Below are 22,079 nucleotides of genomic sequence, written 5' to 3'. Positions count from 1 at the left end.
CTGTGCAGTAAGTTTTCGTGGGTGGCCAACAACGTCTTCGACCTCGCCGAGCTGCGCAAGCTGATCGATGAGCAGGCCGACGTGCCTGTCAGGGTCCCCGTGGACCGGGAGGCGCTGACGTTCCCCCCCGTGCTCCTCGCCCCCGACGCCGAGCTGGCCCGCCAGGTGCCCGCGGTGCCCCTGGTGGCCGACGCGATCCGGCTCGCCACGTGGACCGGATCCCGCGCCGTGACGAGCGAGGGATTCCTGCTCGAGCCCGACGCCGCCGCGGCGGCCAAGGAGCTCGGCCTGATCCCGTCCCGGCTGCGCCTGGGCTGGATCGTCGCCGTCAACACCGGGCTGCTGCGCATCCAGCGCGGCACCGCCTCGCGCGGCCCACTGTCCCTCCAGCTCGCCGTCGAGGCCACGCTCGAGTTCTGGGACGGCGTCGTCATGGACGTGCTCGACCGCGCCGACACGGGCCTGACCGGTTCCACCGTGGTCGACGGCCACCTGGCTGAGATGCTGGCCACGATCTACTCGGTGCGTTCCGGGGTGGCCATCGCCAACCTGGCGCGTGGCCTGCTCCAGTCGCACGAGGTGGCCTGCGACCCGGGCCAGGCCACGATGCGCCGCCTGGCGGCCACGCTCCCGTCGGAGCTGCTCGAGGCGCTGTCCCTGCTGACGTACTGCGGCCTGGTCGAGCAGACCGCCGCCGGCCGTACCGCGCTCACCCCGCTCGGCGTCTGGGCCGTCCGCCGCGACCTGCTGCGCGAGGGCCACGACGCGCCGACCGCGGCCGAGGTGGAGGTGTTCGCCGACCTGACGGCAGAGCAGCTGGTGGAGGAGCTGGTCAGGGGCAAGGTCACGCAGAGCGCCGTCGCGGGCTGGCTGGAGCGCCGCCCGCCCGAGCAGGCCGCCGCCGACCTCATCAGGATCGCCGCTTCCGGTACGGCGGGCCAGCGCGGCGCCGTGGGCGCCGTCCTCGAGGAGCTGGGACCCGAGGCGGAGTCGCCCCTGCGCCAGGCGCTCGACCTGCCGCTGATGCGCCGCTACGCCGCCTCCTGGCTGCACATCCGCGACCTGGAGGCGCCCGCGCTCAGCTCCGACGACCACACCTGGATCGCGGTCGACTCGCTGGCGGCGCTGCTGCACATGTCCGGCCAGGGCGCGGCCAGGATCGACGCGCCCGAGCCCGGCGAGGACCTGATCAAGCTGGTCGCCGAGATGCCGGGCCTCGGCCATCCCGACACGATCGCCGTGCTCGACATGCTGGCCACCGCCCACGACGACGAGGCCGTGGTCAGGGCGGCGCGCAAGGCCGCGATGAAGGCCCGCTCGCTGGTCCACCTCACGCCAGGCCCTGACGAGGCCCGGGGCTCCACTAAACTGGGCTGATCCCCATGCGCGTACGAACGGAGTGACCCTTGGCCATCCAGCCGATCCGGCTGTTCGGAGACCCGGTGCTACGCACCCCGGCGGCCCCCGTCGTGGACTTCGACAAGGAGCTCCGCAAGCTGGTCAAAGACCTGACCGAGACGATGATGGACGCGCCGGGCGCGGGCCTGGCGGCACCGCAGATCGGCGTTGGCCTGCGCGTGTTCACCTACTACGTGGACGACCAGCTCGGTCACCTGATCAACCCCGACCTCGACCTGTCCAGCGACCTGGACGAGGAGGGCGAGGAGGGCTGCCTGTCCTTCCCCGGCCTGTCGTTCCCCACGCCGCGCGCGATCAGGGCCGTGGCCAAGGGCTTCAACATGTACGGCGAGCCGGTCGTGCTCGAGGGCACCGACCTGATGGCCCGCTGTTTCCAGCACGAGACCGACCACCTCGAGGGCATCCTGTTCATCGACCGGATGGATCCCAAGCAGCGCAAGCTGGCCATGAAGGCGATCCGCGAGGCGGAGTGGAGCGGCCTGGCCGCCCCCACCGTCAAGTTCTCTCCGCACGCCACCGGCGGGAAGGCCCTCTAGCCATGCGCCTGGTCTTCGCGGGCACGCCCGACACCGCGCTGCCGTCGCTGCGCGCGCTCATCGACTCGCCGCGCCACGACGTGGTCGCCGTCGTCACCCGCCCCGACGCGCAGTCGGGCCGCGGCCGCAAGGTCCACCCGTCGCCGGTCGCCGAGCTGGCCGAGGAGGCGGGCATCGAGGTCCTGCGCCCGGCCAAGGCGGGCGACCCCGCCTTCCTCGACCGGCTGCGGGAGCTGGAGCCCGACGCCTGCCCGGTGGTGGCCTACGGCGCGCTGCTGCCGCAGTCGGCGCTCGACGTGCCGCGCGTGGGCTGGGTCAACCTGCACTTCTCGATCCTGCCCGCCTGGCGGGGCGCCGCGCCCGTCCAGCACGCGATCCTGCACGGCGACGAGATCACCGGCGCGTCCACGTTCCAGATCGTCAAGGAGCTCGACGCCGGTCCCGTCTACGGGGTCGTCACCGAGGAGGTCAAGCCCGACGACACCAGCGGCACGCTGCTCGAACGCCTGTCGGTGTCGGGCGCCGACCTGCTGGCCGCCACGCTCGACGGCATCGAGGACGGCACGCTCGAGGCCCGCCCGCAGCCCGGCGACGGCGTCACCCTCGCCCCCAAGATCACCGTGGAGGCCGCCCGGGTCGACTGGAGCGCGCCCGCGATGCGCGTCGACCGGCTCATCCGGGCCTGCACCCCCAACCCCGGCGCGTGGACCGAGTTCCGCGGTCAGCGGCTCAAGCTCGGTCCCGTACGGCCGGCCTCCGACGCTTCGCTCCATCCCGGGCAGATCGCGGCCACCAAGTCCGCCGTTCTCGTCGGCACCGCCACCGGGCCCGTCGAGCTGGGTGACGTACAGCCTCAGGGCAAGCGCCAGATGAGTGCCGTGGAGTGGGCCCGCGGCGTGCGGCCCACCGACGAAGACCGATTCGCGTGAACGACCATCATTCGGCGGGCGCCGGCCGTAGCGGAAACCGTGAGCGTGACGACCGTAGCGGTCAGGGGGCGGCGCGAGGGCGCGGCCCGAGGCGGGATGAGGCGCGGAACGCGGCCTTCGACGTCATCCGGGCCGTCGACGAGCGGGACGCCTACGCGAACCTGCTGATGCCGCGGCTGCTGCGCGATCGGCGGCTGCGCGGGCGCGACGCGGCGCTGGCCACCGAGCTGGCGTACGGGACGCTGCGCGGGCTCGGCACCTACGACGCGATCATCGAGGTCTGCACCGACCGCGCGCCCGACCCCGACGTGCGCGACGCGCTGCGGCTGGGCGCGCACCAGCTGCTGCGGATGCGCGTCCCGCCGCACGCCGCCGTCGGCACCACGGTCGACCTGGTACGGCTGCGCGTCGGGCACGGGGCGGCCAAGTTCGCCAACGCCGTGCTGCGCAAGATCGCCGCCCGCACGCTCGACGAGTGGATCCCGATCGTGGCTCCCGAGGACCCCACAGGTCGCCTGTCGATCACCTACAGCCATCCGCGCTGGATCGTGGAGGCGTTCCGCGACGCGCTGGGCGGCGACGAGGGGGAGACCGCCGAGCTGCTCGACGCCGACAACGCCCGCCCGCTGGTGACGCTGGTCGCCCGGCCGGGCCGCAGCACCGTCGAGGAGCTGGCGGACGCGGGCGCCGAGCCGGGACGGTACTCGCCCTACGCCGCCTACCTGCCCGAGGGCGATCCCGGCCAGATCAGGGCCGTGGCCGACTACCGGGCCGCGGTGCAGGACGAGGCCAGCCAGCTCGTCGCGCTCGCGCTGGCCAGGGTGCCGATCAAGGGTTCGGGCGCGCCCTGGCTCGACATGTGCGCGGGCCCCGGCGGCAAGGCGGGCCTGCTCGACGCCATCGCCGCCTACGGCGACCCCGACCAGGGCTTCCCGGGCGGAGACCACCTGCTGGCCGCCGACCTGCAGTATCACCGGGCGCGCCTGGTCTGGGAGACGACCCGCGAGGCCGTGGTGATCACCGCCGACGGCATCGAGCCGGCCTGGCGGCCAGGCACGTTCGAGCGGGTCATGCTCGACGCGCCCTGCACCGGGCTGGGGGCGCTGCGGCGCAGACCCGAGGCGCGCTGGCGGCGGGATCCCGCGAACGTCGCCGAGCTGGGCGCGCTGCAACGCCGCCTGCTGGGCACCGCGCTCGACGCGCTGCGCCCCGGGGGAGTGGCGGCCTACGTCACCTGCTCGCCGCACCTGGCGGAGACCCAGGTCGTGGTCGGCGACGCGCTGCGCCACCGGGGGGACGTGGAGCAGCTGGACGCCCGGGAGTACCTGCCGGAGGTCGACGGCCTCGGCGAGGGCCCGCACGCCCAGTTCTGGCCGCACAGGCACGGCACGGACGCCATGTTCCTGGCCCTGCTCCGCAAACGCTGATCACCCCACGCAAGCGCTAGCTTGGTAGGCGGGCTCGGATAGGGCACGATGGCCGGGTGGACTTACTGGACGGCCTGCACCTGGCCGAGCTCGGACCCATCAGGTGGCTCCAGGGGCTGCCCGGCGCATTACTGCCCGTGATGCAGGCCTTTTCCGCGTTCGGCACCGACACGTTCTTCCTGCTGGTGCTGCCCGTCCTGTACTGGTGCGTCAGCCCCAGGCTCGGGCTCAGGCTGGGGCTGACCGTGCTGGCCGCCGCCGGCACGAACGCGCTGCTCAAGCTGGCCTTCCACCAGCCCCGCCCGTACTGGATCGACCCGGGGATCCGGCCGCTGGCGGTGGAGAACACCTTCGGCCTGCCATCGGGCCACGCCCAGGTGGCCGCCGCCTCGTGGGGCCAGGTCGCGCGCCTGGCGGGCCGGCCGTGGGCGTGGTGGGCGGCGGGCGTGCTGACCTTCCTGATCGGGCTGTCGCGGGTGTACCTGGGCGTGCACTTCGCCTCGGACGTGGTCGCCGGGTTCGCGCTCGGCCTCGCCGTACTGCTGCTGGCCGTCAAGCTGGAGGAACCCGCGACGGCGTGGTGGCTGCGGCGGCCGCTGTGGGCGCAGCTCGCGGCGTCGGCCGTGCCGGCGGCGGTGCTGATCGGGCTCGGCCTGATCGGCCACCCGGCGCAGGAGAGTCTGGGCACCGTGGTGGCGATGGCGGGCGGGCTGCTCGGCACGCTGGCCGGGGCGTCGGTGATGAACCGGCTCGGCTGGTTCGACGCGGGCGGGCCGTTGCGGCTGCGCGTGGCGCGCTGGTTCGTGGGATCGGTGGTGGCGGGGCTGCTGTGGTACGTCACGCGGCACGTCACCAGCGAGGTGACGCAGTTCGCCAGGTACGCCGTGATCGCGCTGTGGGTGCAGGCCGGTGCGCCGGTGACGTTCATCAGGCTCGGTCTCATGGCGCGCCGGGCCGTTCACTAGACTCGCTGCATCATGGCCGTACAGATCTCGCCCAGCATCCTGTCCGCCGACTTCGCCCGGCTCGCCGACGAGGCCGCCGCCGTGCCGAACGCCGACTGGCTGCACGTGGATGTCATGGACAACCACTTCGTCCCCAATCTCACGCTCGGGTTGCCCGTCGTCGACTCCTTGCTCAAGGCGACGTCGATACCGCTCGACTGCCACCTCATGATCGAGGACCCCGACCGGTGGGCGCCCGCCTACGCCGAGGCCGGTGCGGGCAGCGTGACGATCCACGCCGAAGCCGCCAAGGCCCCGATCAGGACGCTGCGCGAGCTCCGCTCGCTCGGCGCCCGGGCCGGGCTCGCCCTCAACCCCGGCACGGCCATCGAGCCCTACGAGGGGCTGCTGGGCGAGGTGGACATGCTGCTGCTGATGACGGTCGAGCCGGGGTTCGGCGGGCAGAAGTTCCTCGACCTCGTCCTGCCCAAGCTTCGCCGCGCAAGGCAGCTCATCGACCGGCATGGCGGCGACATCTGGCTCCAGGTCGACGGCGGCGTCACCGCCGACACCATCGAACGCTGCGCGGACGCGGGCGCCGACGTCTTCGTCGCCGGCAGCGCCGTCTACGACTCTCCCGACCCCATCGCCGCCATCAACACCCTCCGCACCAAAGCCACCCGATAACCTCCTCTCCTTCGTCCCTGTAGGGCGAGCGGTCTTGCAGGGCTGTCCTGTCGCGCTGTCTTGTGCGGCCAGTGTCTTGCAGGGCCGTCTTGTACGGCTGTTGTAAGGCGAGGTCTTGTACGGCGAGCCGCCGCCACCGGCCGCCCGCCGTACTCCGGTCGAGGGCCCGCATCCGGCGCTTCCGGCGAGTCGGTGCGCTTTCTCACCGCCACGGCGCTTCGTCCTCCGGGCACCATGGTCCCCCTGGTTCGCCGTACTGGGCGCCGGACGACCGCCGACCTGCTTCCCGCCGACCCCGGCGCGGTAGGGCGGACCCGCATGCCGCCGGGGCATGCGGGGCGCAGCGCAGCCGGGTCGGGTGGTGGGGTTTCCAGGCGCCGGGTCGGTGGGGTGTTGGTCGGCGAAAGTCGGCGCCCCGTGCGGTGGGAAGCCACGACCGGGGTGCCACGAGAACGTAGCGTCGTGACGGTGGGGCGGTGGGGCCGTGGTGGCCGGGCTAGGGCATAGTCGTGGCGGCGACTAACACTCACCGACTCGCCAGAAGCGCCGCCTGCGGGCCGTCAGCCGAAGTGCGGTGGGCGGCCGGTGGCGGCGGCTCGCCGTAAAGAGCACGTCCAGCCGTAGTGCGGCGGGCGGCGGTGGCTCGCTGTGCAAAAGCCCGTACAAAAGGGCACGTCATGCCTGGAGGGCCGGGTCCAGGACGACGTCGGTGCCCTGGGTGGTGGGGTCCTCGGGGAAGTGGCAGGCCGTGAGGTGGCCGTCGTGGTTGCCGGTGAGCTGGACGAGCGGCGGCTCCTCCGTGGCGCACTTGTCCTGAGCCTTCCAGCAGCGGGTGCGGAAGCGGCAGCCCGAGGGCGGGTTGATGGGCGAGGGCACGTCGCCCGCCAGGCGGATGCGCTCGCGAGCCGGGGCGTCGATGTCGGCGTCCGGCACCGCCGACAGCAGCGCGTGCGTGTAGGGGTGGCGCGGGCGCTCGTACAGCGAATCCCTGTCGCCGATCTCGACGATCTTGCCGAGGTACATGACGGCGACGCGCTGGGAGAAGTGGCGCACCACCGCCAGGTCGTGCGCGATGAACAGGAACGCGATGCCCATCTCCCGCTGCAAGCGCTGCAGTAGGTTGATGACCTGCGCCTGGATGGAGACGTCGAGCGCCGAGACAGGCTCGTCGGCGATGATCAGCTTGGGTTCGAGTGCCAGGGCGCGGGCGACGCCGATGCGCTGGCGCTGGCCGCCGGAGAACTCGTGCGGGAAGCGGTTGTAGTGCTCCGGGTTGAGCCCGACGATCTCCAGCAGCTGCCTGGCGCGGGCCTCGCGGCCGCCGGACGGGTTGATGTCGTTGATGTCCATCGGGCCGCGGATGATCGAGCCGACCGTCTGGCGAGGGTTGAGCGAGGAGTACGGGTCCTGGAAGACCATCTGGATCTCGGGCCTGATCGGCTTGAGACCGCGGCGGCTCGCGTGGCTGATGTCCTGGCCCTGGTAGATGACCTTGCCGCCGGTGGGTTCGAGCAGGCGGGCCGCCACCCGGCCCGTGGTGGACTTGCCACAGCCCGACTCGCCCACCAGGCCGAGCGTCTCGCCCTGGTGCACGGTCAGGTCGATGCCGTCCACCGCGTGGACCGCGCCCACCTCGTGCTTGAACAGGAAGCCACCTCTGACCGGGAAGTGCTTCACCAGGCCGGACAGCTCGAGCAGCTTCTCCGTCACGTGCCTTCCTTTCCTGGGCGGTTGTCCGCCTTCTGCTTCAGCGACAGGTAGCAGGCGTCGCCGTGACCGCGGTGCGGGGAGAGCTCTGGCCGCTCACCCGTGCACAGCTCGGGTCCCGCCAGGCGCGTGTAGTCGCAGCGCGGGTGGAACGGGCACCCGGACGGGACGTTGATCAGGCTGGGCGGTGTCCCGCGCACCGGCTCCAGCGGCAGGTCGACCGGGCGGCGCAGGCTCGGCATCGAGGCCAGCAGCCCCCAGGTGTAGGGGTGGCGGGGCTCGCGCAGCACCTCGCGCATCGTGCCGCGCTCCACCGCCCGCCCGGCGTACATGACCAGCACGTTGTGCGCGGTGTTGGCCACCACGCCCAGGTCGTGCGTGATCAGGATGATCGCCGTGCCCGTCTGCTCCTGCAGGTCGCGCAGCAGGTCGAGGATCTGCGCCTGTACGGTGACGTCCAGGGCCGTGGTGGGCTCGTCGGCGATCAGCAGGCCCGGGTCGCACACCAGCGCCATCGCGATCATCGCGCGCTGCCGCATGCCGCCGGAGAACTGGTGCGGGTAGTCGTCCACGCGGATCTTCGGCTGCGGGATGCCGACCCGGTCCAGCATCTCGATGGCCCGGTCGCGGGCGGTCGACTTCGACACGCCCTTGTGCTTGCGGTAGACCTCGGCGATCTGCGCGCCCACGGTGTGGAACGGCGACAGCGACGTCAGCGGATCCTGGAAGATCATCGCGATCTGGTTGCCGCGCAGCCGTTCCATCGTGGTGCGCGGCGCGCCGAGCAGCTCCTGCCCGTCGTGCACGATGCTGCCGGAGATCTGCGCGGTCTCCCTGTTGTGCAGGCCGAGGATGGCCAGGTTCGTCACCGACTTGCCCGAGCCCGACTCGCCCACGATGCCGAGCGTGCTGCCACGTTCGACCTCGAACGACAGGCCGTCCACCGCGTGGACGACGCCGTCCTCGGTGTGGAAGTCGACGGTGAGATCGTTGACCTCGAGGAACATCAGCTCAGCCTCACGCGTGGGTCGATGACGGCGTACAGGGCGTCGACGACGACGTTCATCAGCACGATCGCGGCAGCCGCCAGGACCACGGTGGCCATCAGCATCGGCAGGTCGGAGTAGGTGACCGCGCGAATAGACAGGCGCCCGATGCCCTGGATGCCGAACGTCGTCTCGGTGATGATCGCGCCGCCGATGAGCGTCCCCAGGTCCACGCCGAAGATGGTGACGATCGGCGTGAGGGTGCCGCGCAACGCGAAGCGCAGGACGACGGTGCGGCCCGACATGCCCTTGGCTCTGGCGGTGCGGACGTAGTCCTCGCTGAGGTTCTCGACCATGGTGGAGCGGGTCATCCTGGTGTAGTTGGCGGTGAAGATGATCGCCAGCACGATCCAGGGCAGCAGCAACCCGCCGAACCAGCCGACGGGATCGTCGGTGATCGGCACGTACTTCGGCTGGGCGAAGACGTGGTACTGGTACACGAAGAAATACATGGCCAGGGTGCCCACGAAGAAGATCTGCACCGAGGCGCCGACCAGTGAGGCCACGCTGGCGATCTTGTCCAGCGGCCTGCCCTGCCGCAGGGCGGCGATGATGCCGGTTCCCACGCCGAAGATCAGGAAGATCACCGCCGCGCCGACGGTCAGCGAGATCGTGGCGGGCATCCGGTCCAGGAGCGTGTCGAACACCGGTGCCCGGTTGACGAAGGAGTACCCGAGGCAGGGGGCCGGACAGTGTCCGAGGCCCGGATAGTCGCGGCCGACGACGATGCCGGCCAGCCACGAGACGAACTGCGTCACCAGCGGCTGGTCGATGCCCAGGTTGTGACGGGCCAGCTCCAGCGTCTCCGGTGGGCAGACCTTGCCGCAGGCCAGCCGGGCGGGGTCGGCGGGGATGGCGAAGAACAGGAAGAAGGTCACCGCGGCGACGACCACCAGGGTGACCAGCGCGCCGAGGACGCGGCGGATGAGAAATCGAAGCACAAGGTCTCCATGGGATGCTCCGGGCGCCGGTCAGGCGCCCGGAGCGGGAGTGCTACTGCTTGACGAAGATGGTGTTGGGGGAGACGATCCACTGCTGCGGGTCGATCTCCGCGCCGCCCACCTTGGAGCCGTGCAGGAGGGTCATGATGTCGTTCTCGGCGACGACCAGCGGGGTGATGGTCTCCTGGATCTTCTTGTCCAGGGCCATCCAGGCCGCGTTGGCCGCGTCGATGTCCGGCATCTCGGTGATCTTCGTCATCTCGGACTTGATGCCCGGGTCATTGAGGTGGGACATGTTCTGCCCACCGTCGGAGATCGGGCCGAAGATGACCGGCATGACCGTCGAGCCCGACGGCCAGTCGGCGCCCCAGCCGCCCCAGTACAGGTCGAACTGGTTCTTCGTCTGGCTGATCGAGTCGTAGTACGTCTTCCTGTCCAGCGGCTTCGTTACGACCTTGATGCCGGTCTTCTCCAGGGCGTTCTTGATCACCAGGGTGACCTTCTCCTGGGTCGGCGTCTGGTTGTAGGCGTAGACGATGGTCGGCGTCGGGTTGCCCGACTCTGCCAGCAGCTGCTTGGCCTTGTCGATGTCACCCTCGGGCTTGGACGCCTTCTCGAACAGGTCGTAGGACTGGTAGCCGACGGTGGTGTTCTCGTTGAGGATCGTCGTCGGGAGCGAGACGGCCTGCGGGCCGCCCAGGGTCTGCTGGATCTGCTTCGACGGCCACGCGTAGTTGATCGCCTGGCGAACCTTCTGGTCCTTCAACCTGTCGAGGTTGAAGTAGTAGTAGTCACCGTACGGCGACGGGCTCTGCATCCTGCGGTCGGCCAGGCTGTCGTCGTTGAGCACCTGCTGCAGGCGCTCGGGAGGCGTCCTGGCGTAGAAGGAGAAGGCCGTCTGGTCGGGGCCCGCGTCGGCGATGAGCCGGTCGGTGATCTGGAGGGCCTCCTGGCCGAACTCCAGCTTCCACGTGTCGGGGTAGGCGCCGCGGATCGGGTCGGTCGCGGGGTCCCACTGCGGGTTGCGCGCCAGCTCGATCGACTTGTCCACGACGTGCGACTTGATGATGTACGGCCCGGACGCCACCGGCTCCTTGTCGTACTTCTCCTTCGTGTCCTTGGCCTTGGGCACGATGCTGTAGCCCGCCATGGCGAAGGCGTAGTTGGCGTCGGCGTGCGCGCTGTTGAACTTGAAGACGATGGTCTTGTCGTCCGGGGTCTCGATGTTGCTGAGTTCCTTGCCGCCGTACGGGCCGGGGTACGCCTTGCGGTAGTTCTCGTTAGTGAGCCACTGCTGTACGTAGCTGGGGCCGAAGGTGATGAACGGGGCGAACATCCGCTCCATCGTCCACTTGACGTCGGCGGAGGTGATCGGGGAGCCGTCCTGCCACTTCACCCCGTCCTTCAGGGTGAACTTCCAGGTCTTGCCTGCGTCGCTCACGGTGCCCGCGTCCGTGGCCAGGTCGCCGACCAGCTTGTAGTCGCCCTTGGCGACCCGCTTGTAGCCGGTCAGGCCGCGGTTGATCAGCAAGCCGAAGTTGGACTCGGTGTTGACGTAGATCTGGGCCGGGTCCAGATGCGCGAGGTCGTCACGATCGATCATCGTGACCGTGCCGCCCTTCTGCACGCCCTCGGGCGGGATGGCGGGGCCCTTGGAGTCGTCGGCCGTGCCAAGCGTGATCTTCGGCGGGGTGTATGCCTGGGACGACGGCTTGGCCGAGGCACCCGTGCTGGCCTGGCCAGTCGGTTGGGCACCCTGGTTGCCCGGCGCGCAGGCGCCCACCAACGCCAGCGAGGCCGCGGCCAGGACCGCGAATGCCGACCGTTTGCGGTGTCTCATTTCTCTCCTCTAGCGCTTGATCTTGGGGTCGAAGGCGTCGCGGATCGAGTCGCCGAGCAGGTTGAAGGCGATCACGAACACCAGTAGGGCGACGCCCGGGAAGATCAGGTAGGTGATGTCGTCCCGGTAGATCTCGGTCGCCCGGAGGAACATGCGTCCCCAGTCCGGGACCTCCTCGCCCATCCCCACGCCCAGGAACGACAGCGCGGTCTCGGTCGTCACCAGTGCGGGCAGCAGCAGGCTCGACTGGATGATGATCGGCGTCCACAGGTTGGGCAGCAGCTCCTTGAACACGATCCGTGCAGGGGAGGCGCCGGTGACCCTGGCGGCCTCGACGAACTCGCGTTCTCGCATGGACAGCACCTGTCCGCGCAGGAGCCTGGCCAGCCCGGCCCAGCCGAAGACGGTCAGCATGATGGTGAGCGTCACCGCCTGGAACAGCACCGGGGCGTTCTCGTCCGGACTGACGAACAAGCTGGTCACGACCGGGGTGAACGCGATGATGAAGATCACCTGGGGAAATGACAGCGTGAGGTCGATGATGCGGCCGACCAGGTAGTCGGTCCTGCCGCCGGCGTACCCGGCCACGATGCCGACCACGATGCCGATGGCGGTGGTGGTGATCGTGGCCGCCACGGAGATCGTCAGCGAGGTCCGGATACCGTAGACGAGCTGCGTGAACACATCACGGCCCAGGCCGGGTTCTATGCCGAACCAGAACTCCGAGCTGATACCGCCGTTCGGGAGGATCGGGTTCCCGGCATCGTTCAACAGACCGGGATTGTCCTGTCCGTAAAGGGTATATGGGTTCTTTCCGTAAATAGCGGAAATAACGGGCGCGAAGATCGCGACCAGGAAGAAGAAGATCACCACGATGGCCGAGATGACGCCGGTGCGGTCGCGCCGGAACCGCAGCCACATGAGCTGCCCCGGAGAGCGGCCGACCGCTTCCGGGGTTTCGGTCACGGACGTCGCGTCGATCGCGGGTGCTGTGGACGTCGGTGTCGTCATCTAACGGGGCCCCCAAGCAGCGAGCGCAAATCCTGATGGCACATTCGCAGTCTGCTCCCGCCTGAAGCAATGGCCTGGGGCGCTTTCACTATTTCGTTGTGGAATATCGATCCGCCTGTGCCTTCACATGCGTTGACCCGATCTACCGGGCGGTGTCACGATGCTGTCGGGTGTGACCGGGTTAATCACGGAATCGGGGCATAAACGAGACGGGCTCGTGACATGAACTCCCGGTAAGTGGGGTAACCGATTACTTATGAGGGACGATGGCCTCTTCGGCCCCGAATCGGTGACGTGGCGGGTGATGGGCGAGCCGATCCTCCTCATCGGGGGATTTCGGGCACTGCTCATGCAGGGGCTGCACCCGCGCGCGATGCGCGGCGTGCTGCAGAACTCCGCGCTCATGGACCCCGACGAGGCCTGGGCCCGCTTCATGCGCACCACGGAGTTCGTCCGGATCCGCACCTACGGCACGCGCGCGGAGGTCGAGCGCGCCGGGCGCCGGGTCCGCAAGATCCACTCGATGCTGACCGGCTACGACCCCGACACCGGCGAGACCTTCCGCCTCGACGATCCCGACGCGCTGCGCTGGGTGCACGTGGGGGAGGTGGACTCCTACCTTTCGGTCGCTCGCCGGGCCGGATTGCGGCTTTCCGATGAGGAGGCCGACCAGTTCGTCCTGGAATGGCGGCGCGCGGCCGAGATCGTCGGGCTGCAGGCCGCGGACGTCCCCGGCACCGTGGCGGAACTGCACGACTACATCGAGGCGCAACGCCCCGGCCTCCGCTTCGTCCCCGAGGCGGCGCACCCGCTGCGGCAGTCGCTCAACGTGCCCCTGCCGCTCTACCTCATGCCCCTCAAACCGGTCGTTCCGGCCATCGCGCTGCTCGCCTTCGCGTCCCTGCCGCGCTGGGCGCGCCGCCTCTACGGCCTGCCGGCCACCCCGGTCGGCGACCTCTGGGCCACCGCCACCCTCCGCGCCCTCCACACCGGCCTCGCCCCCGTCCGCTACGCCCCCAAGGTCCTCAACATCCGCCGCCGCGCCGCCTGACGGCGCCCGTCGCGGCGCTGCGGGAAGTTGAGTAGGCCCATACTCATGTGGTGGCGATCATCGTGGTCGAGCATCGGCGGCATGAGAATGATCGTCACCAAGCGCCTGCTCGCTGTGAGCGGCGCCGTCGTCGTCCTGTCGGCCACCGGGGCGGCCGCGTACGCGGCCGGGTCCTCCTCGAGCGTGATCACCGCGTGCGTGTCGTCCGGCGGGAGCGTGCGCGTGGTCTCCGCCTCCACCAAGTGCAAGAAGGGCGAGCGCCGGCTCGACTGGAACCGTGAAGGCCCTCAGGGGCCCCAGGGCGCCGAGGGCTCGCGCGGATCCCAGGGTGAGCGCGGTCCCCGTGGCGCGCAGGGTCCGGCCGGTCCCGCGGGCTCGGGGGGTGGTGGCAAGATCGCGATGCGCACGGTCGACGCGAGCCTCCAGCCGAACGACGCCACCACCATCAAGGTCAAGTGCGAATCCGGCGAAACGGCCACCGGGGGCGGCTTCAGCGCCGCCGTCAACGGCTCGGTCCGCGCCTCCTTCCCCGGCCTGGACAACTCCGACCGCAACGGCGGCCCCTTCCAGGGCTGGATCGTCTTCGCCGAAAACCCCGCCAAGAGCCCCATCCAGGTCCGCGCCTACGCCCTGTGCGCGTCCTGACCCACTGGCCTGCGGAAAGAGGGTTGTTGAGCGAGCGCTTGGTTGTTATGGTGAGGGGCGGTCGCGCCTTGCGAAACGGGCATGGCAGACTGTAGGGAGAAAAGAGCTAGCGTGCTCCGGGGTCGGTGAAAGTCCGAACCGGCGGTGACAGTCCGCGACCCGGCCGATGCCATCGGCCGGTTGACTCGGTGAAATTCCGGGACCGACGGTTAAAGTCCGGATGGGAGGCAGCGCGCGGGCGTCCGGTGTCCAAAGCCGGGCGCCATTGTGGTGCATGACGCATCGCGAACATCCCCCCGGGGCCCGCCGTGGCTAAGAGCTACTGGCGAGTAGGAGGTCCGGGGTGGAGCACCCGACCCAGCCCGGCGACGACGTCGCGCACATGCGCCGTGCCGTGCGGTTGGCCGCCCATGGATGGGGCACCACCAGCCCGAACCCCGTCGTGGGCTGCGTGATCACCGGCACGGACGGCGCCCTGGCGGGCGAGGGCTTCCACGCCTACGCCGGCGGCCCGCACGCCGAGGTCGTGGCGCTGGCCCAGGCGGGAGAGCGAGCCCGTGGCGGCACCGCGTACGTGACGCTGGAGCCCTGCGACCACACCGGCAGGACGGGGCCGTGCAGCCGCGCGCTCCTGGAGGCCGGCGTCGCCCGGGTGGTGGTGGCCGTGGCCGATCCCAACCCGGCGGCCGCCGGGGGAGCCGCCCGGTTGCGCGCGCACGGCGTGACCGTCGAGACGGGGCTGCTGGCCGAGGAGGCCGAACGGGTCAACGCCGAGTGGCTGACCTTCGTCCGTCTCGGAAGACCCCATGTGACCTGGAAGTTCGCGGCCACGCTGGACGGCAGGTCCGCCGCCGAGGACGGCACCAGCAAGTGGATCACCTCCCCGGAGGCCAGAGCGGACGTCCACCGCCTGCGGGCCGGGGCCGACGCGATCGTGGCCGGCATCGGCACCGTCCTCGCCGACGACCCCCAGCTCACCGCCCGCGTCCCGGCCACCACGCCCCCGACAGGAGCGCCGCAGGGCAGGAAGGCGCCGTTGCGGGTGGTCGTGGACTCCGAGGGGCGGACGCCGCAGGGAGCGAAGGTGCTCGACGACGCGGCCCCGACGCTGGTGATCGTCGCCGACGACGCCGTCACCGGCCTGGAGGCCGACATCGTACGGCTGCCGCGGCACGACCCGCACGCCGTACTCAAGGAGCTGGCCAGGCGCGACGTGGTGAGCGTGTTCCTGGAGGGCGGCCCCACGCTGGCGGGAGCGTTCCTGGCCGCGGGCCTGGTCGACCGGGTCGTGGCCTACCTGGCTCCGGCGCTGCTCGGCGGCGGCGCCGCGGCGCTCGGCGACGCGGGCGTGCGCACGATCGCGCAGGCGCACCGCCTGACCTTTGACGACATCTCACAGATCGGCCCGGACCTGCGGCTGACCGCCAGGCCCGCGGCACCCCCAACCCCCAGCAGGGAGCAGTGATGTTCACGGGAATCATCGAGGAACGCGGCGAGGTGGTCTCCATCGAGTCCAGAGGCGGCGCGGCGCTCCTGAGACTAAGGGGCCCGATCGTCACCGAGGACGCCAAGCACGGCGACTCGATCGCGGTCAACGGTGTCTGTCTCACCGTGGTCGAGGTGGACGGCGACGTGTTCACCGTCGACGTCATCAAGGAGAGCCTCGACCGCAGCTCCCTGGGCGACCTCGAGGAGGGCTCGCGGGTCAACCTGGAGCGCTCGGTCAGGGTGGACCAGCGCCTGAGCGGTCACATCGTCCAGGGCCACGTGGACGGCACCGCCGTACTGCTGTCCAGGGACCCGGGCGAGAAATGGGACGACCTCCGCTTCTCCCTGAGCCCCGAGCTGAGCAGGTACGTGGCGGAGAAGGGATCGATCGCGATCGACGGAATCAGTCTCACGGTGACGACGGTTGACGATGAAAGTTTCGGCGTGAGCCTCATCCCCACCACGCTGAAGCTGACCACGATGGCCGAACGCCGGGTCGGCGACCGGGTGAACATCGAGGTCGACGTGATCGCGAAGTATGTCGAGAGACTGGTGGTAAAGGCATGAACTGGGCAGAGGGTGGATTCAACGTCTTCGGCGTGCATGTGCTCTGGACCGACTTGGTCGGGAGCATCGCTGCCCTGGTCCCAGTGGTGCTGGCCATGCGCAAGTCGATCTGGAACTGGCCGATCCAGTTCATCGCCGCCGTGCTGCTGATGTTGGCGTATGCCACGATCCCGGCCACGGGCAGCGTGCTGAAGAACGCGATGATGGCGCTCCTGGCGGTCTACGGCTTCTGGAAGTGGAAGCGCGGCATCCGCGACGAGGGCGGGCTGGTCGTCCGCCGGGGGACCCCACGCGAGCGGCTCGGCATGCTGGCGGCCATCGTCGCGGGCACCGCTGTCTTCTGGGTCCTCTTCTACGTGACGGGCTGGTCGTGGGGCGAGTACTCGCAGCCTCCGGAGAAGTACTTCCTGATCGCGGCCGACGCCTACATCTTCGTCGGCGGCGCGGTGGCGACCTGGGCGATGAGCAAGGCGCTGGTGGAGTTCTGGATCATCTGGATCCTCGTGGACCTGGTCGGCGTGCCGGTCGCGTTCCGCGGCGGCATCTACTTCAACGGCTCGGTCTACGTCGTCTTCTTCGTCCTGGCGCTGGTCGGCTTCGCCAACTGGCTCAAGCAGTCCCGACGTCCGGAGGTGGTCCATGTTTGACCCCATCGAGCGGGCCGTACGCGACATCAAGGACGGCAAGGCCGTCGTGGTCGTCGACGACGAGAACAGGGAGAACGAGGGCGACATCATCTTCGCCGCCTCCAAGGCCACTCCCGAGCTGCTCACGTTCACGATCAGGCACACCAGCGGCGTGATCTGCGTGCCCATGGAGGGCAAGGAGCTCGACCGCCTCGGCCTGCCGCTCATGGTCACCCAGAACCGCGAGCGCATGCGCACCGCCTACACGATCAGCGTCGACGCCCGCGACGGCGTCACCACGGGCATCTCGGCCGCCGACCGGGCCAAGACCATCCGCGCGCTGGCCGACTCCGCCACCGAGCCCAACGAGCTGGTACGGCCGGGCCACATCTTCCCGCTGCGCTACCACGAGGGCGGTGTCCTGGTACGGCGCGGCCACACGGAAGCGGCGGTGGACCTGGCGCGCCTGGCCGGGCTCACCCCGGCGGGCGTGCTGGCCGAGGTGGTCAACGAGGACGGCACGATGGCCCGCCTGCCGCAGCTGCGCGCCTTCGCCGACGAGCACGGCCTGGCGCTGATCTCGATCGAGCAGCTGGTCGAGCACCGGCGCAGGACGGAGTCCATGGTCACCCGCGTGGCCGAGACCCGCGTGCCCAACGCCCACGGCCAGTGGCGCGTCTACGGGTACGCCAGCGCCCTGGACGGCGGCGAGCACATCGCGCTGGTGCTCGGCGACCTCGGCGACGGCGAGGGCGTCCTGGTGCGTGCCCACTCCGAGTGCCTGACCGGCGACGTGTTCGGCTCGCTGCGCTGCGACTGCGGCGTCCAGCTGGACAACGCGATGGCCGCCATCGCCGCGGAGGGCCGCGGCGTGGTGGTCTACCTGCGCGGCCACGAGGGCAGGGGCATCGGGCTGCTGGCCAAGCTCAAGGCCTACAGCCTGCAGGACAACGGCCACGACACCGTCGACGCCAACCTGGAGCTCGGCCTGCCGGTGGACGCCCGAGAGTTCTCCAACGCCGCGCAGATGCTGGCCGACCTGGGGGTGAGGTCGGTGCGGGTGCTCACCAACAACCCGGCCAAGCTGCGCGGCATGGACGGCTACGGCATCAAGGTGCTCGGCCGCGAGCCCATGCCGGTAGCCGTGAACCCGCACAACGAGCGATATCTGAAGGCCAAGCGCGACCGGCTCGGTCACCACATCTCGGAGGCGTCATGAGTGGAGAGGGCCGGCCCGCCGCCGTGCCGCTGGAAGCTGCGGGTCTCACGGTCGGCATCGTGGCGGCCGGCTGGCACGCCAAGATCACCGACCAGCTGACGGCGCGAGCCGTACAGGCCTGCGACGACAGCGGCGCCGTGGCGACCGTCGTCAGGGTCGCGGGGTCGCTGGAGATCCCGGTGGTGGCGCAGGCGCTGGCTCGCCGGTGCGACGCGGTCGTGGCACTCGGTGCGGTCATCCGCGGCGAGACCGCCCACTTCGACTACGTCTGCGACTCGGTGACGGCCGGGCTGACCAGGATCTCGCTCGATGAGGAGACTCCGATCGGCAACGGCGTGCTCACCTGCGACACGCTGGATCAGGCGCTCGACCGCTCGGGACTGCCGGGCAGCAAGGAGGACAAGGGCTACGAGTCGGCCGTGGCGGCGATGGAGACGGCGCTGCTGCTCAGGAGCCTGCGATAGGTTGATTGATCGTGTCCGTGAGCCCTCCTGACCTGCCCGTCACCTGGCGACCGCGCCGGGGAAGGATCGTCCCGTACGGCTTCGCGGCCGTCGTCGTGATCGGAGCCGTCGCCATGGCGGTGTTGATCGACGAACCGTTCCACCTGCCCGACCGGGTGGCGCTGGTGGTGTTCGGGCTGCTGGTGGCCTTCGTCCTGCACCTGCTCGGGCGGGTGCGGGTCGAGGCCGACGCGGAGGGCATCACGGTGGTCAACGCCCTGCGGACCCACCGCTACACCTGGCCCGAGGTCCTCGACGTGACGCTCATCGAGGGCGAGCCGTGGCCGAAGATCGACTTCTCGGACGGCAGGACGATCGGCGCCATGGGCATCCAGGGCTCGGAGAAGGAACGTGCCAGGAAGGCCACGGCCGAACTGGCGGCTTTGATCCATGCCCGGGGTGAATTTCACGCGTAGCCTGAAGGCGTGCTGCCGCGGACATTCAAGGCAACGGACATCGAGTCCCCGGAGAAGCTGATCGAGCTGCTCGACCGGCACGCCTACCTTGCCGATCCGGGGCTGGCCACGGCCGCGTTCCTGGCGATGCGCATGGGCAGGCCGCTGTTCCTGGAGGGCGAGGCGGGAGTCGGCAAGACCGAGCTGGCCAAGACGCTGGCCGAGCTGCTCGACGCGCCGCTGATCCGGTTGCAGTGTTACGAGGGGCTCGACGCCGCCCAGGCGCTCTACGACTGGGACTTCGCCCGCCAGCTGCTCCACCTCAAGGCCGCCGAGGCCGCCGGCATCACCGACGTGAGCAGGCTGGAGGGCGAGATCTACGACCGGCGCTTCCTCATCGCCCGCCCGCTGCTGAAGGCGGTCGAGACCCAGCCCAGCGTGCTGCTGGTGGACGAGATCGACCGGGCCGACGACGAGTTCGAGGCGTTCCTGCTCGAGGTGCTGTCCGACTTCACCATCTCCATCCCCGAGCTCGGCACCGTGCGGGCCGCCGAGCCGCCCGTGGTCGTGGTCACCTCCAACCGGACCCGCGAGGTGCACGACGCGCTCAAGCGCCGCTGCCTCTACCACTGGCTCGAGCACCCCGACTTCGACCGCGAGGTGGCGATCCTGCTGCGCCGCCTGCCCGCCTGCACCGAGACGCTGGCCAGGCAGGTCGCCGCGGCCGCCGAACGGCTGCGCCAGGCCGACCTGGTCAAGCCGCCGGGCGTGGCCGAGACGCTGGACTGGACCGAGGCGCTGCTCACGCTGGGCGCCACCGAGCTCGAGCCGGGCAAGGCGGCCGCCACGCTCGGCGCCGCGCTGAAGTACCGCGAGGACGTCCAGAACGTCCTGGGCAACGGGCTGCTGCCGCATGGATGAGCTGCCGGAGGCCGTCACCGGGACCATGACCGGGTTCGCCAGGACGCTGCGGGCCGCGGGAGTCGGTGCCGACCACGAGCGCACCCAGAACCTGCTGCGGGCGCTGGACCACCTCGACGTCACCGACCGCGGCGAGGTCTACTGGGCCGGGCGGCTCACGCTCTGCGCCACGCCCGACGACCTGCCGCGCTACGACCGCTGTTTCGCCGCCTACTTCGGCGGGGTCCGCGGCCGCGAGAGCCGCACCGCCATGACGACCGTCGTCCGCCACACCGCGACCCTCGACGCCGAGGGCGACGGCGAGCAGGGCGACGGCGAGCCGATCCAGGCCGTGGCCAGCGGGCGCGAGGTGCTCAGGCACCGGGACGTGGCACGGCTGACCGAGGCCGAGCGGGCCGAGGTGTACCGGATGCTGTCGATGCTGGAGGCCGGGCGGGCACAGCGGCGCTCGCGGCGTTACCAGAGCGCCCACCGGGGCGTGCTGGACCAGCGGCGCACCATCCGCGAGGCGCTGCGCAGGGGCGAGGTGGCGCGGCTGCGGCGCAAGGCGCACACCACCAGGCCGCGCAGGGTCGAGCTGCTCGTGGACGTCAGCGGGTCGATGGCGGCCTACGCCGAGACGCTGCTGCGCTTCGCCCACGCCCTGGTCAGGAGCGAGCCGCGGGCCACCCGCGTCTACTCGGTCGGCACCCGGCTCACCGCCATCACCGCCGAGCTGCGCCACCGCGATCCGGGCACCGCGCTCAACGAGGTGTCCAGGGCGATCCCCGACTGGAGCGGCGGCACCCGGCTGGGGGAGGAGCTGCGCGAGTACCTGACGCGCAACGCCGCCCGCGGCGCCATCGTGGTGATCGCCTCCGACGGGTGGGAGCGCGGGGACCCGGCGCTGCTGGGCGAGCAGATGGCCCGGCTGGCCAGGCAGGCCCACCGGGTGATCTGGGTGAACCCGCACAAGGGGTACGAGGACTACCAGCCGCTGACCGGCGGCATGCGGGCCGCGCTGCCGTACCTCGACGACCTGGTCGCCGGGCACAGCCTGGCCGCCTATGAGGAACTCAGCGAGAGGCTCGCCGATGCGTGACGTGTTGCCGGAGATCATGCGCTGGTGGCGGTCGGGACAGACGTTCGGGCTGGCGACCGTGGTGGCCACGTGGAGCAGCGCGCCGCGGCAGCCCGGCGCGGCCATGGCCGTGCGCGGCGACGAGGTGGTCGGCAGCGTGTCGGGCGGGTGCGTGGAGGGGGCGGTGTTCGAGCTGGCCGCCGAAGCCGGCGCGCCACTGCTCCAGCGGTACGGCGTGAGCGACGACGACGCCTTCGCGGTGGGTCTGACCTGCGGCGGCATCATCGACATCCTCGTCGAGCCCATCTCGAGCGAGTCGTTCCCCGAGCTGGGGGAGATCGCCGAGTCCGTCAAGGAGCACGAACCTGTCGCGGTCGCCACGATCGTGGCGGGACCCGGGCAGATCGGGGCCAGGCGCGTCATCTGGCCCGCCAGGACCTCGGGGTCCCTCGGGCTGGAACGCCTGGACGAGGCCGTCGACGACGACGCCCGCGGCATGCTGGCCCAGGGGCTGACCGGCATCAGGCACTACGGCGCGCAGGGCGAGCGCCGCCTGGACGACCTGTCCGTCTTCGTCCAGTCGTTCGCGCCGCCGCCGCGGATGCTGGTCTTCGGCGCGATCGACTTCGCCGCGGCGGTGGCCAGGGTCGGCAAGTTTCTCGGCTACCACGTGATCGTGTGCGACGCCCGGCCCGTCTTCGCCACCGCCAGGCGCTTCCCCGACGCCGACGAGGTGGTCGTCAAGTGGCCGCACGACTACCTGTCCTCGGTGCGGGTGGACGAGCGGACCGTGATCTGCGTGCTGACCCACGATCCCAAGTTCGACGTGCCGCTGCTCGAGGTGGCGCTGCGCACCCAGGCCGGGTACGTGGGGGCGATGGGCTCGCGCCGCACCCACGACGACCGCCTGGCCCGGCTGCGGGAGGCCGGGCTGACGGAGGAGGAGCTGGCACGGCTGCGCTCGCCCATCGGGCTCGACCTCGGCGCCCGCACACCCGAGGAGACGGCCGTGTCGATCGCGGCAGAACTCATCCAGCTGCGCTGGGGCGGCTCGGGGCGGCCGCTCACCGAGACGGCGGGGCGCATCCACAGCGAAGGCATGGGGTAAGAGGTGGAG

At 70.6% G+C, this 22,079-nt stretch carries 22 protein-coding genes and 1 riboswitch; of the genes, 17 read left to right on the top strand and 5 right to left on the bottom strand.

What is annotated here, in order from left to right:
- The first annotated feature begins 21 nt into the window (after positions 1-21).
- From ACIBHX_RS11165 to rpe, 6 genes are read left to right on the top strand one after another with little or no spacing between them, the layout of a single operon-like run.
- Entirely contained in the window at positions 22-1,377 is a 1,356-nt protein-coding gene (locus tag ACIBHX_RS11165) for a hypothetical protein (protein ID WP_397066449.1), read from the top strand.
- A 29-nt stretch (positions 1,378-1,406) separates the two neighbouring features.
- Positions 1,407-1,955, top strand: a complete 549-nt coding sequence (gene def, locus ACIBHX_RS11160; RefSeq protein ID WP_397066447.1) for a peptide deformylase — start codon at positions 1,407-1,409, stop codon at positions 1,953-1,955.
- A gap of 2 nt (positions 1,956-1,957) precedes the next feature.
- Positions 1,958-2,884 (top strand): methionyl-tRNA formyltransferase, encoded by a 927-nt coding sequence (gene fmt, locus ACIBHX_RS11155; protein WP_397066445.1) that lies wholly within the window; start codon positions 1,958-1,960, stop codon positions 2,882-2,884.
- Positions 2,881-4,311 carry an RsmB/NOP family class I SAM-dependent RNA methyltransferase gene (locus ACIBHX_RS11150; protein WP_397066443.1) on the top strand — a complete coding sequence of 477 codons (1,431 nt, stop codon included), beginning with the start codon at positions 2,881-2,883 and terminating at the stop codon, positions 4,309-4,311. The genes fmt and ACIBHX_RS11150 overlap by 4 nt, the downstream gene beginning before the upstream one ends.
- 56 nt (positions 4,312-4,367) lie before the next feature.
- Positions 4,368-5,276 carry a phosphatase PAP2 family protein gene (locus ACIBHX_RS11145; protein WP_397066441.1) on the top strand — a complete coding sequence of 303 codons (909 nt, stop codon included), beginning with the start codon at positions 4,368-4,370 and terminating at the stop codon, positions 5,274-5,276.
- Between the two features lie 12 nt (positions 5,277-5,288).
- Positions 5,289-5,942, top strand: coding sequence for a ribulose-phosphate 3-epimerase (gene rpe, locus ACIBHX_RS11140; protein WP_397066440.1), 654 nt, complete (start codon positions 5,289-5,291; stop codon positions 5,940-5,942).
- Between the two features lie 675 nt (positions 5,943-6,617).
- Here the strand turns inward: rpe and ACIBHX_RS11135 are convergent.
- Genes ACIBHX_RS11135 through ACIBHX_RS11115 form a run of 5 tightly spaced genes read right to left on the bottom strand, consistent with a single transcriptional unit; the run spans position 6,618 to position 12,487 of the window.
- Positions 6,618-7,652, bottom strand: coding sequence for an ABC transporter ATP-binding protein (locus tag ACIBHX_RS11135; protein ID WP_397066438.1), 1,035 nt, complete (start codon positions 7,650-7,652; stop codon positions 6,618-6,620).
- Entirely contained in the window at positions 7,649-8,656 is a 1,008-nt protein-coding gene (locus ACIBHX_RS11130) for an ABC transporter ATP-binding protein (protein WP_397066436.1), read from the bottom strand. Before ACIBHX_RS11130 ends, ACIBHX_RS11135 begins: the two co-directional genes overlap by 4 nt.
- Positions 8,656-9,636: an ABC transporter permease gene (locus ACIBHX_RS11125; protein ID WP_397066434.1), complete on the bottom strand. Its 981-nt coding sequence runs from the start codon at positions 9,634-9,636 to the stop codon at positions 8,656-8,658. The genes ACIBHX_RS11130 and ACIBHX_RS11125 overlap by 1 nt, the downstream gene beginning before the upstream one ends.
- 52 nt (positions 9,637-9,688) lie before the next feature.
- Positions 9,689-11,476 carry an ABC transporter substrate-binding protein gene (locus ACIBHX_RS11120; RefSeq protein WP_397066432.1) on the bottom strand — a complete coding sequence of 596 codons (1,788 nt, stop codon included), beginning with the start codon at positions 11,474-11,476 and terminating at the stop codon, positions 9,689-9,691.
- Between the two features lie 9 nt (positions 11,477-11,485).
- Complete coding sequence (locus tag ACIBHX_RS11115; RefSeq protein WP_397066430.1) at positions 11,486-12,487, bottom strand: ABC transporter permease; 1,002 nt, start codon at positions 12,485-12,487, stop codon at positions 11,486-11,488.
- Between the two features lie 256 nt (positions 12,488-12,743).
- Here ACIBHX_RS11115 and ACIBHX_RS11110 point away from each other — a divergent pair, with 256 nt between their 5' ends.
- The 11 genes from ACIBHX_RS11110 (at position 12,744) to ACIBHX_RS11060 (ending at position 22,070) form a co-directional block, all read left to right on the top strand.
- Positions 12,744-13,538 carry an oxygenase MpaB family protein gene (locus ACIBHX_RS11110; protein WP_397066428.1) on the top strand — a complete coding sequence of 265 codons (795 nt, stop codon included), beginning with the start codon at positions 12,744-12,746 and terminating at the stop codon, positions 13,536-13,538.
- A gap of 81 nt (positions 13,539-13,619) precedes the next feature.
- The gene (locus ACIBHX_RS11105; RefSeq protein WP_397066426.1) at positions 13,620-14,183 is read left to right on the top strand and encodes a hypothetical protein; all 564 of its coding nucleotides are present in this window, start codon (positions 13,620-13,622) and stop codon (positions 14,181-14,183) included.
- A gap of 107 nt (positions 14,184-14,290) precedes the next feature.
- Positions 14,291-14,421: riboswitch (FMN riboswitch) on the top strand.
- A 105-nt stretch (positions 14,422-14,526) separates the two neighbouring features.
- Entirely contained in the window at positions 14,527-15,648 is a 1,122-nt protein-coding gene (ribD, locus tag ACIBHX_RS11100) for a bifunctional diaminohydroxyphosphoribosylaminopyrimidine deaminase/5-amino-6-(5-phosphoribosylamino)uracil reductase RibD (protein WP_397066424.1), read from the top strand.
- Entirely contained in the window at positions 15,648-16,238 is a 591-nt protein-coding gene (locus ACIBHX_RS11095) for a riboflavin synthase (RefSeq protein ID WP_397066422.1), read from the top strand. The genes ribD and ACIBHX_RS11095 overlap by 1 nt, the downstream gene beginning before the upstream one ends.
- Positions 16,235-16,885: a nicotinamide riboside transporter PnuC gene (gene pnuC, locus ACIBHX_RS11090; protein WP_397066420.1), complete on the top strand. Its 651-nt coding sequence runs from the start codon at positions 16,235-16,237 to the stop codon at positions 16,883-16,885. Before ACIBHX_RS11095 ends, pnuC begins: the two co-directional genes overlap by 4 nt.
- On the top strand, positions 16,878-18,083 hold the full coding sequence (locus ACIBHX_RS11085) for a bifunctional 3,4-dihydroxy-2-butanone-4-phosphate synthase/GTP cyclohydrolase II (RefSeq protein WP_397066418.1): 1,206 nt from the start codon (positions 16,878-16,880) through the stop codon (positions 18,081-18,083). Before pnuC ends, ACIBHX_RS11085 begins: the two co-directional genes overlap by 8 nt.
- Positions 18,080-18,547 carry a 6,7-dimethyl-8-ribityllumazine synthase gene (ribH, locus tag ACIBHX_RS11080; protein WP_397066416.1) on the top strand — a complete coding sequence of 156 codons (468 nt, stop codon included), beginning with the start codon at positions 18,080-18,082 and terminating at the stop codon, positions 18,545-18,547. Before ACIBHX_RS11085 ends, ribH begins: the two co-directional genes overlap by 4 nt.
- 11 nt (positions 18,548-18,558) lie before the next feature.
- On the top strand, positions 18,559-19,002 hold the full coding sequence (locus tag ACIBHX_RS11075; RefSeq protein ID WP_397066415.1) for a PH domain-containing protein: 444 nt from the start codon (positions 18,559-18,561) through the stop codon (positions 19,000-19,002).
- 9 nt (positions 19,003-19,011) lie between these two features.
- Entirely contained in the window at positions 19,012-19,902 is an 891-nt protein-coding gene (locus ACIBHX_RS11070) for an AAA family ATPase (RefSeq protein ID WP_397066413.1), read from the top strand.
- Complete coding sequence (locus ACIBHX_RS11065) at positions 19,895-20,983, top strand: VWA domain-containing protein (RefSeq protein ID WP_397066411.1); 1,089 nt, start codon at positions 19,895-19,897, stop codon at positions 20,981-20,983. The genes ACIBHX_RS11070 and ACIBHX_RS11065 overlap by 8 nt, the downstream gene beginning before the upstream one ends.
- Complete coding sequence (locus tag ACIBHX_RS11060; protein ID WP_397066409.1) at positions 20,976-22,070, top strand: XdhC family protein; 1,095 nt, start codon at positions 20,976-20,978, stop codon at positions 22,068-22,070. Before ACIBHX_RS11065 ends, ACIBHX_RS11060 begins: the two co-directional genes overlap by 8 nt.
- Positions 22,071-22,079: the final 9 nt, after the last annotated feature.

Origin of the sequence: Nonomuraea sp. NPDC050536, from assembly GCF_044457685.1 — a bacterium.
Classification (GTDB): domain Bacteria; phylum Actinomycetota; class Actinomycetes; order Streptosporangiales; family Streptosporangiaceae; genus Nonomuraea.
Note: the sequence above shows the minus strand (reverse complement) of the source record. Positions and strands in the feature narration are given on the sequence as shown.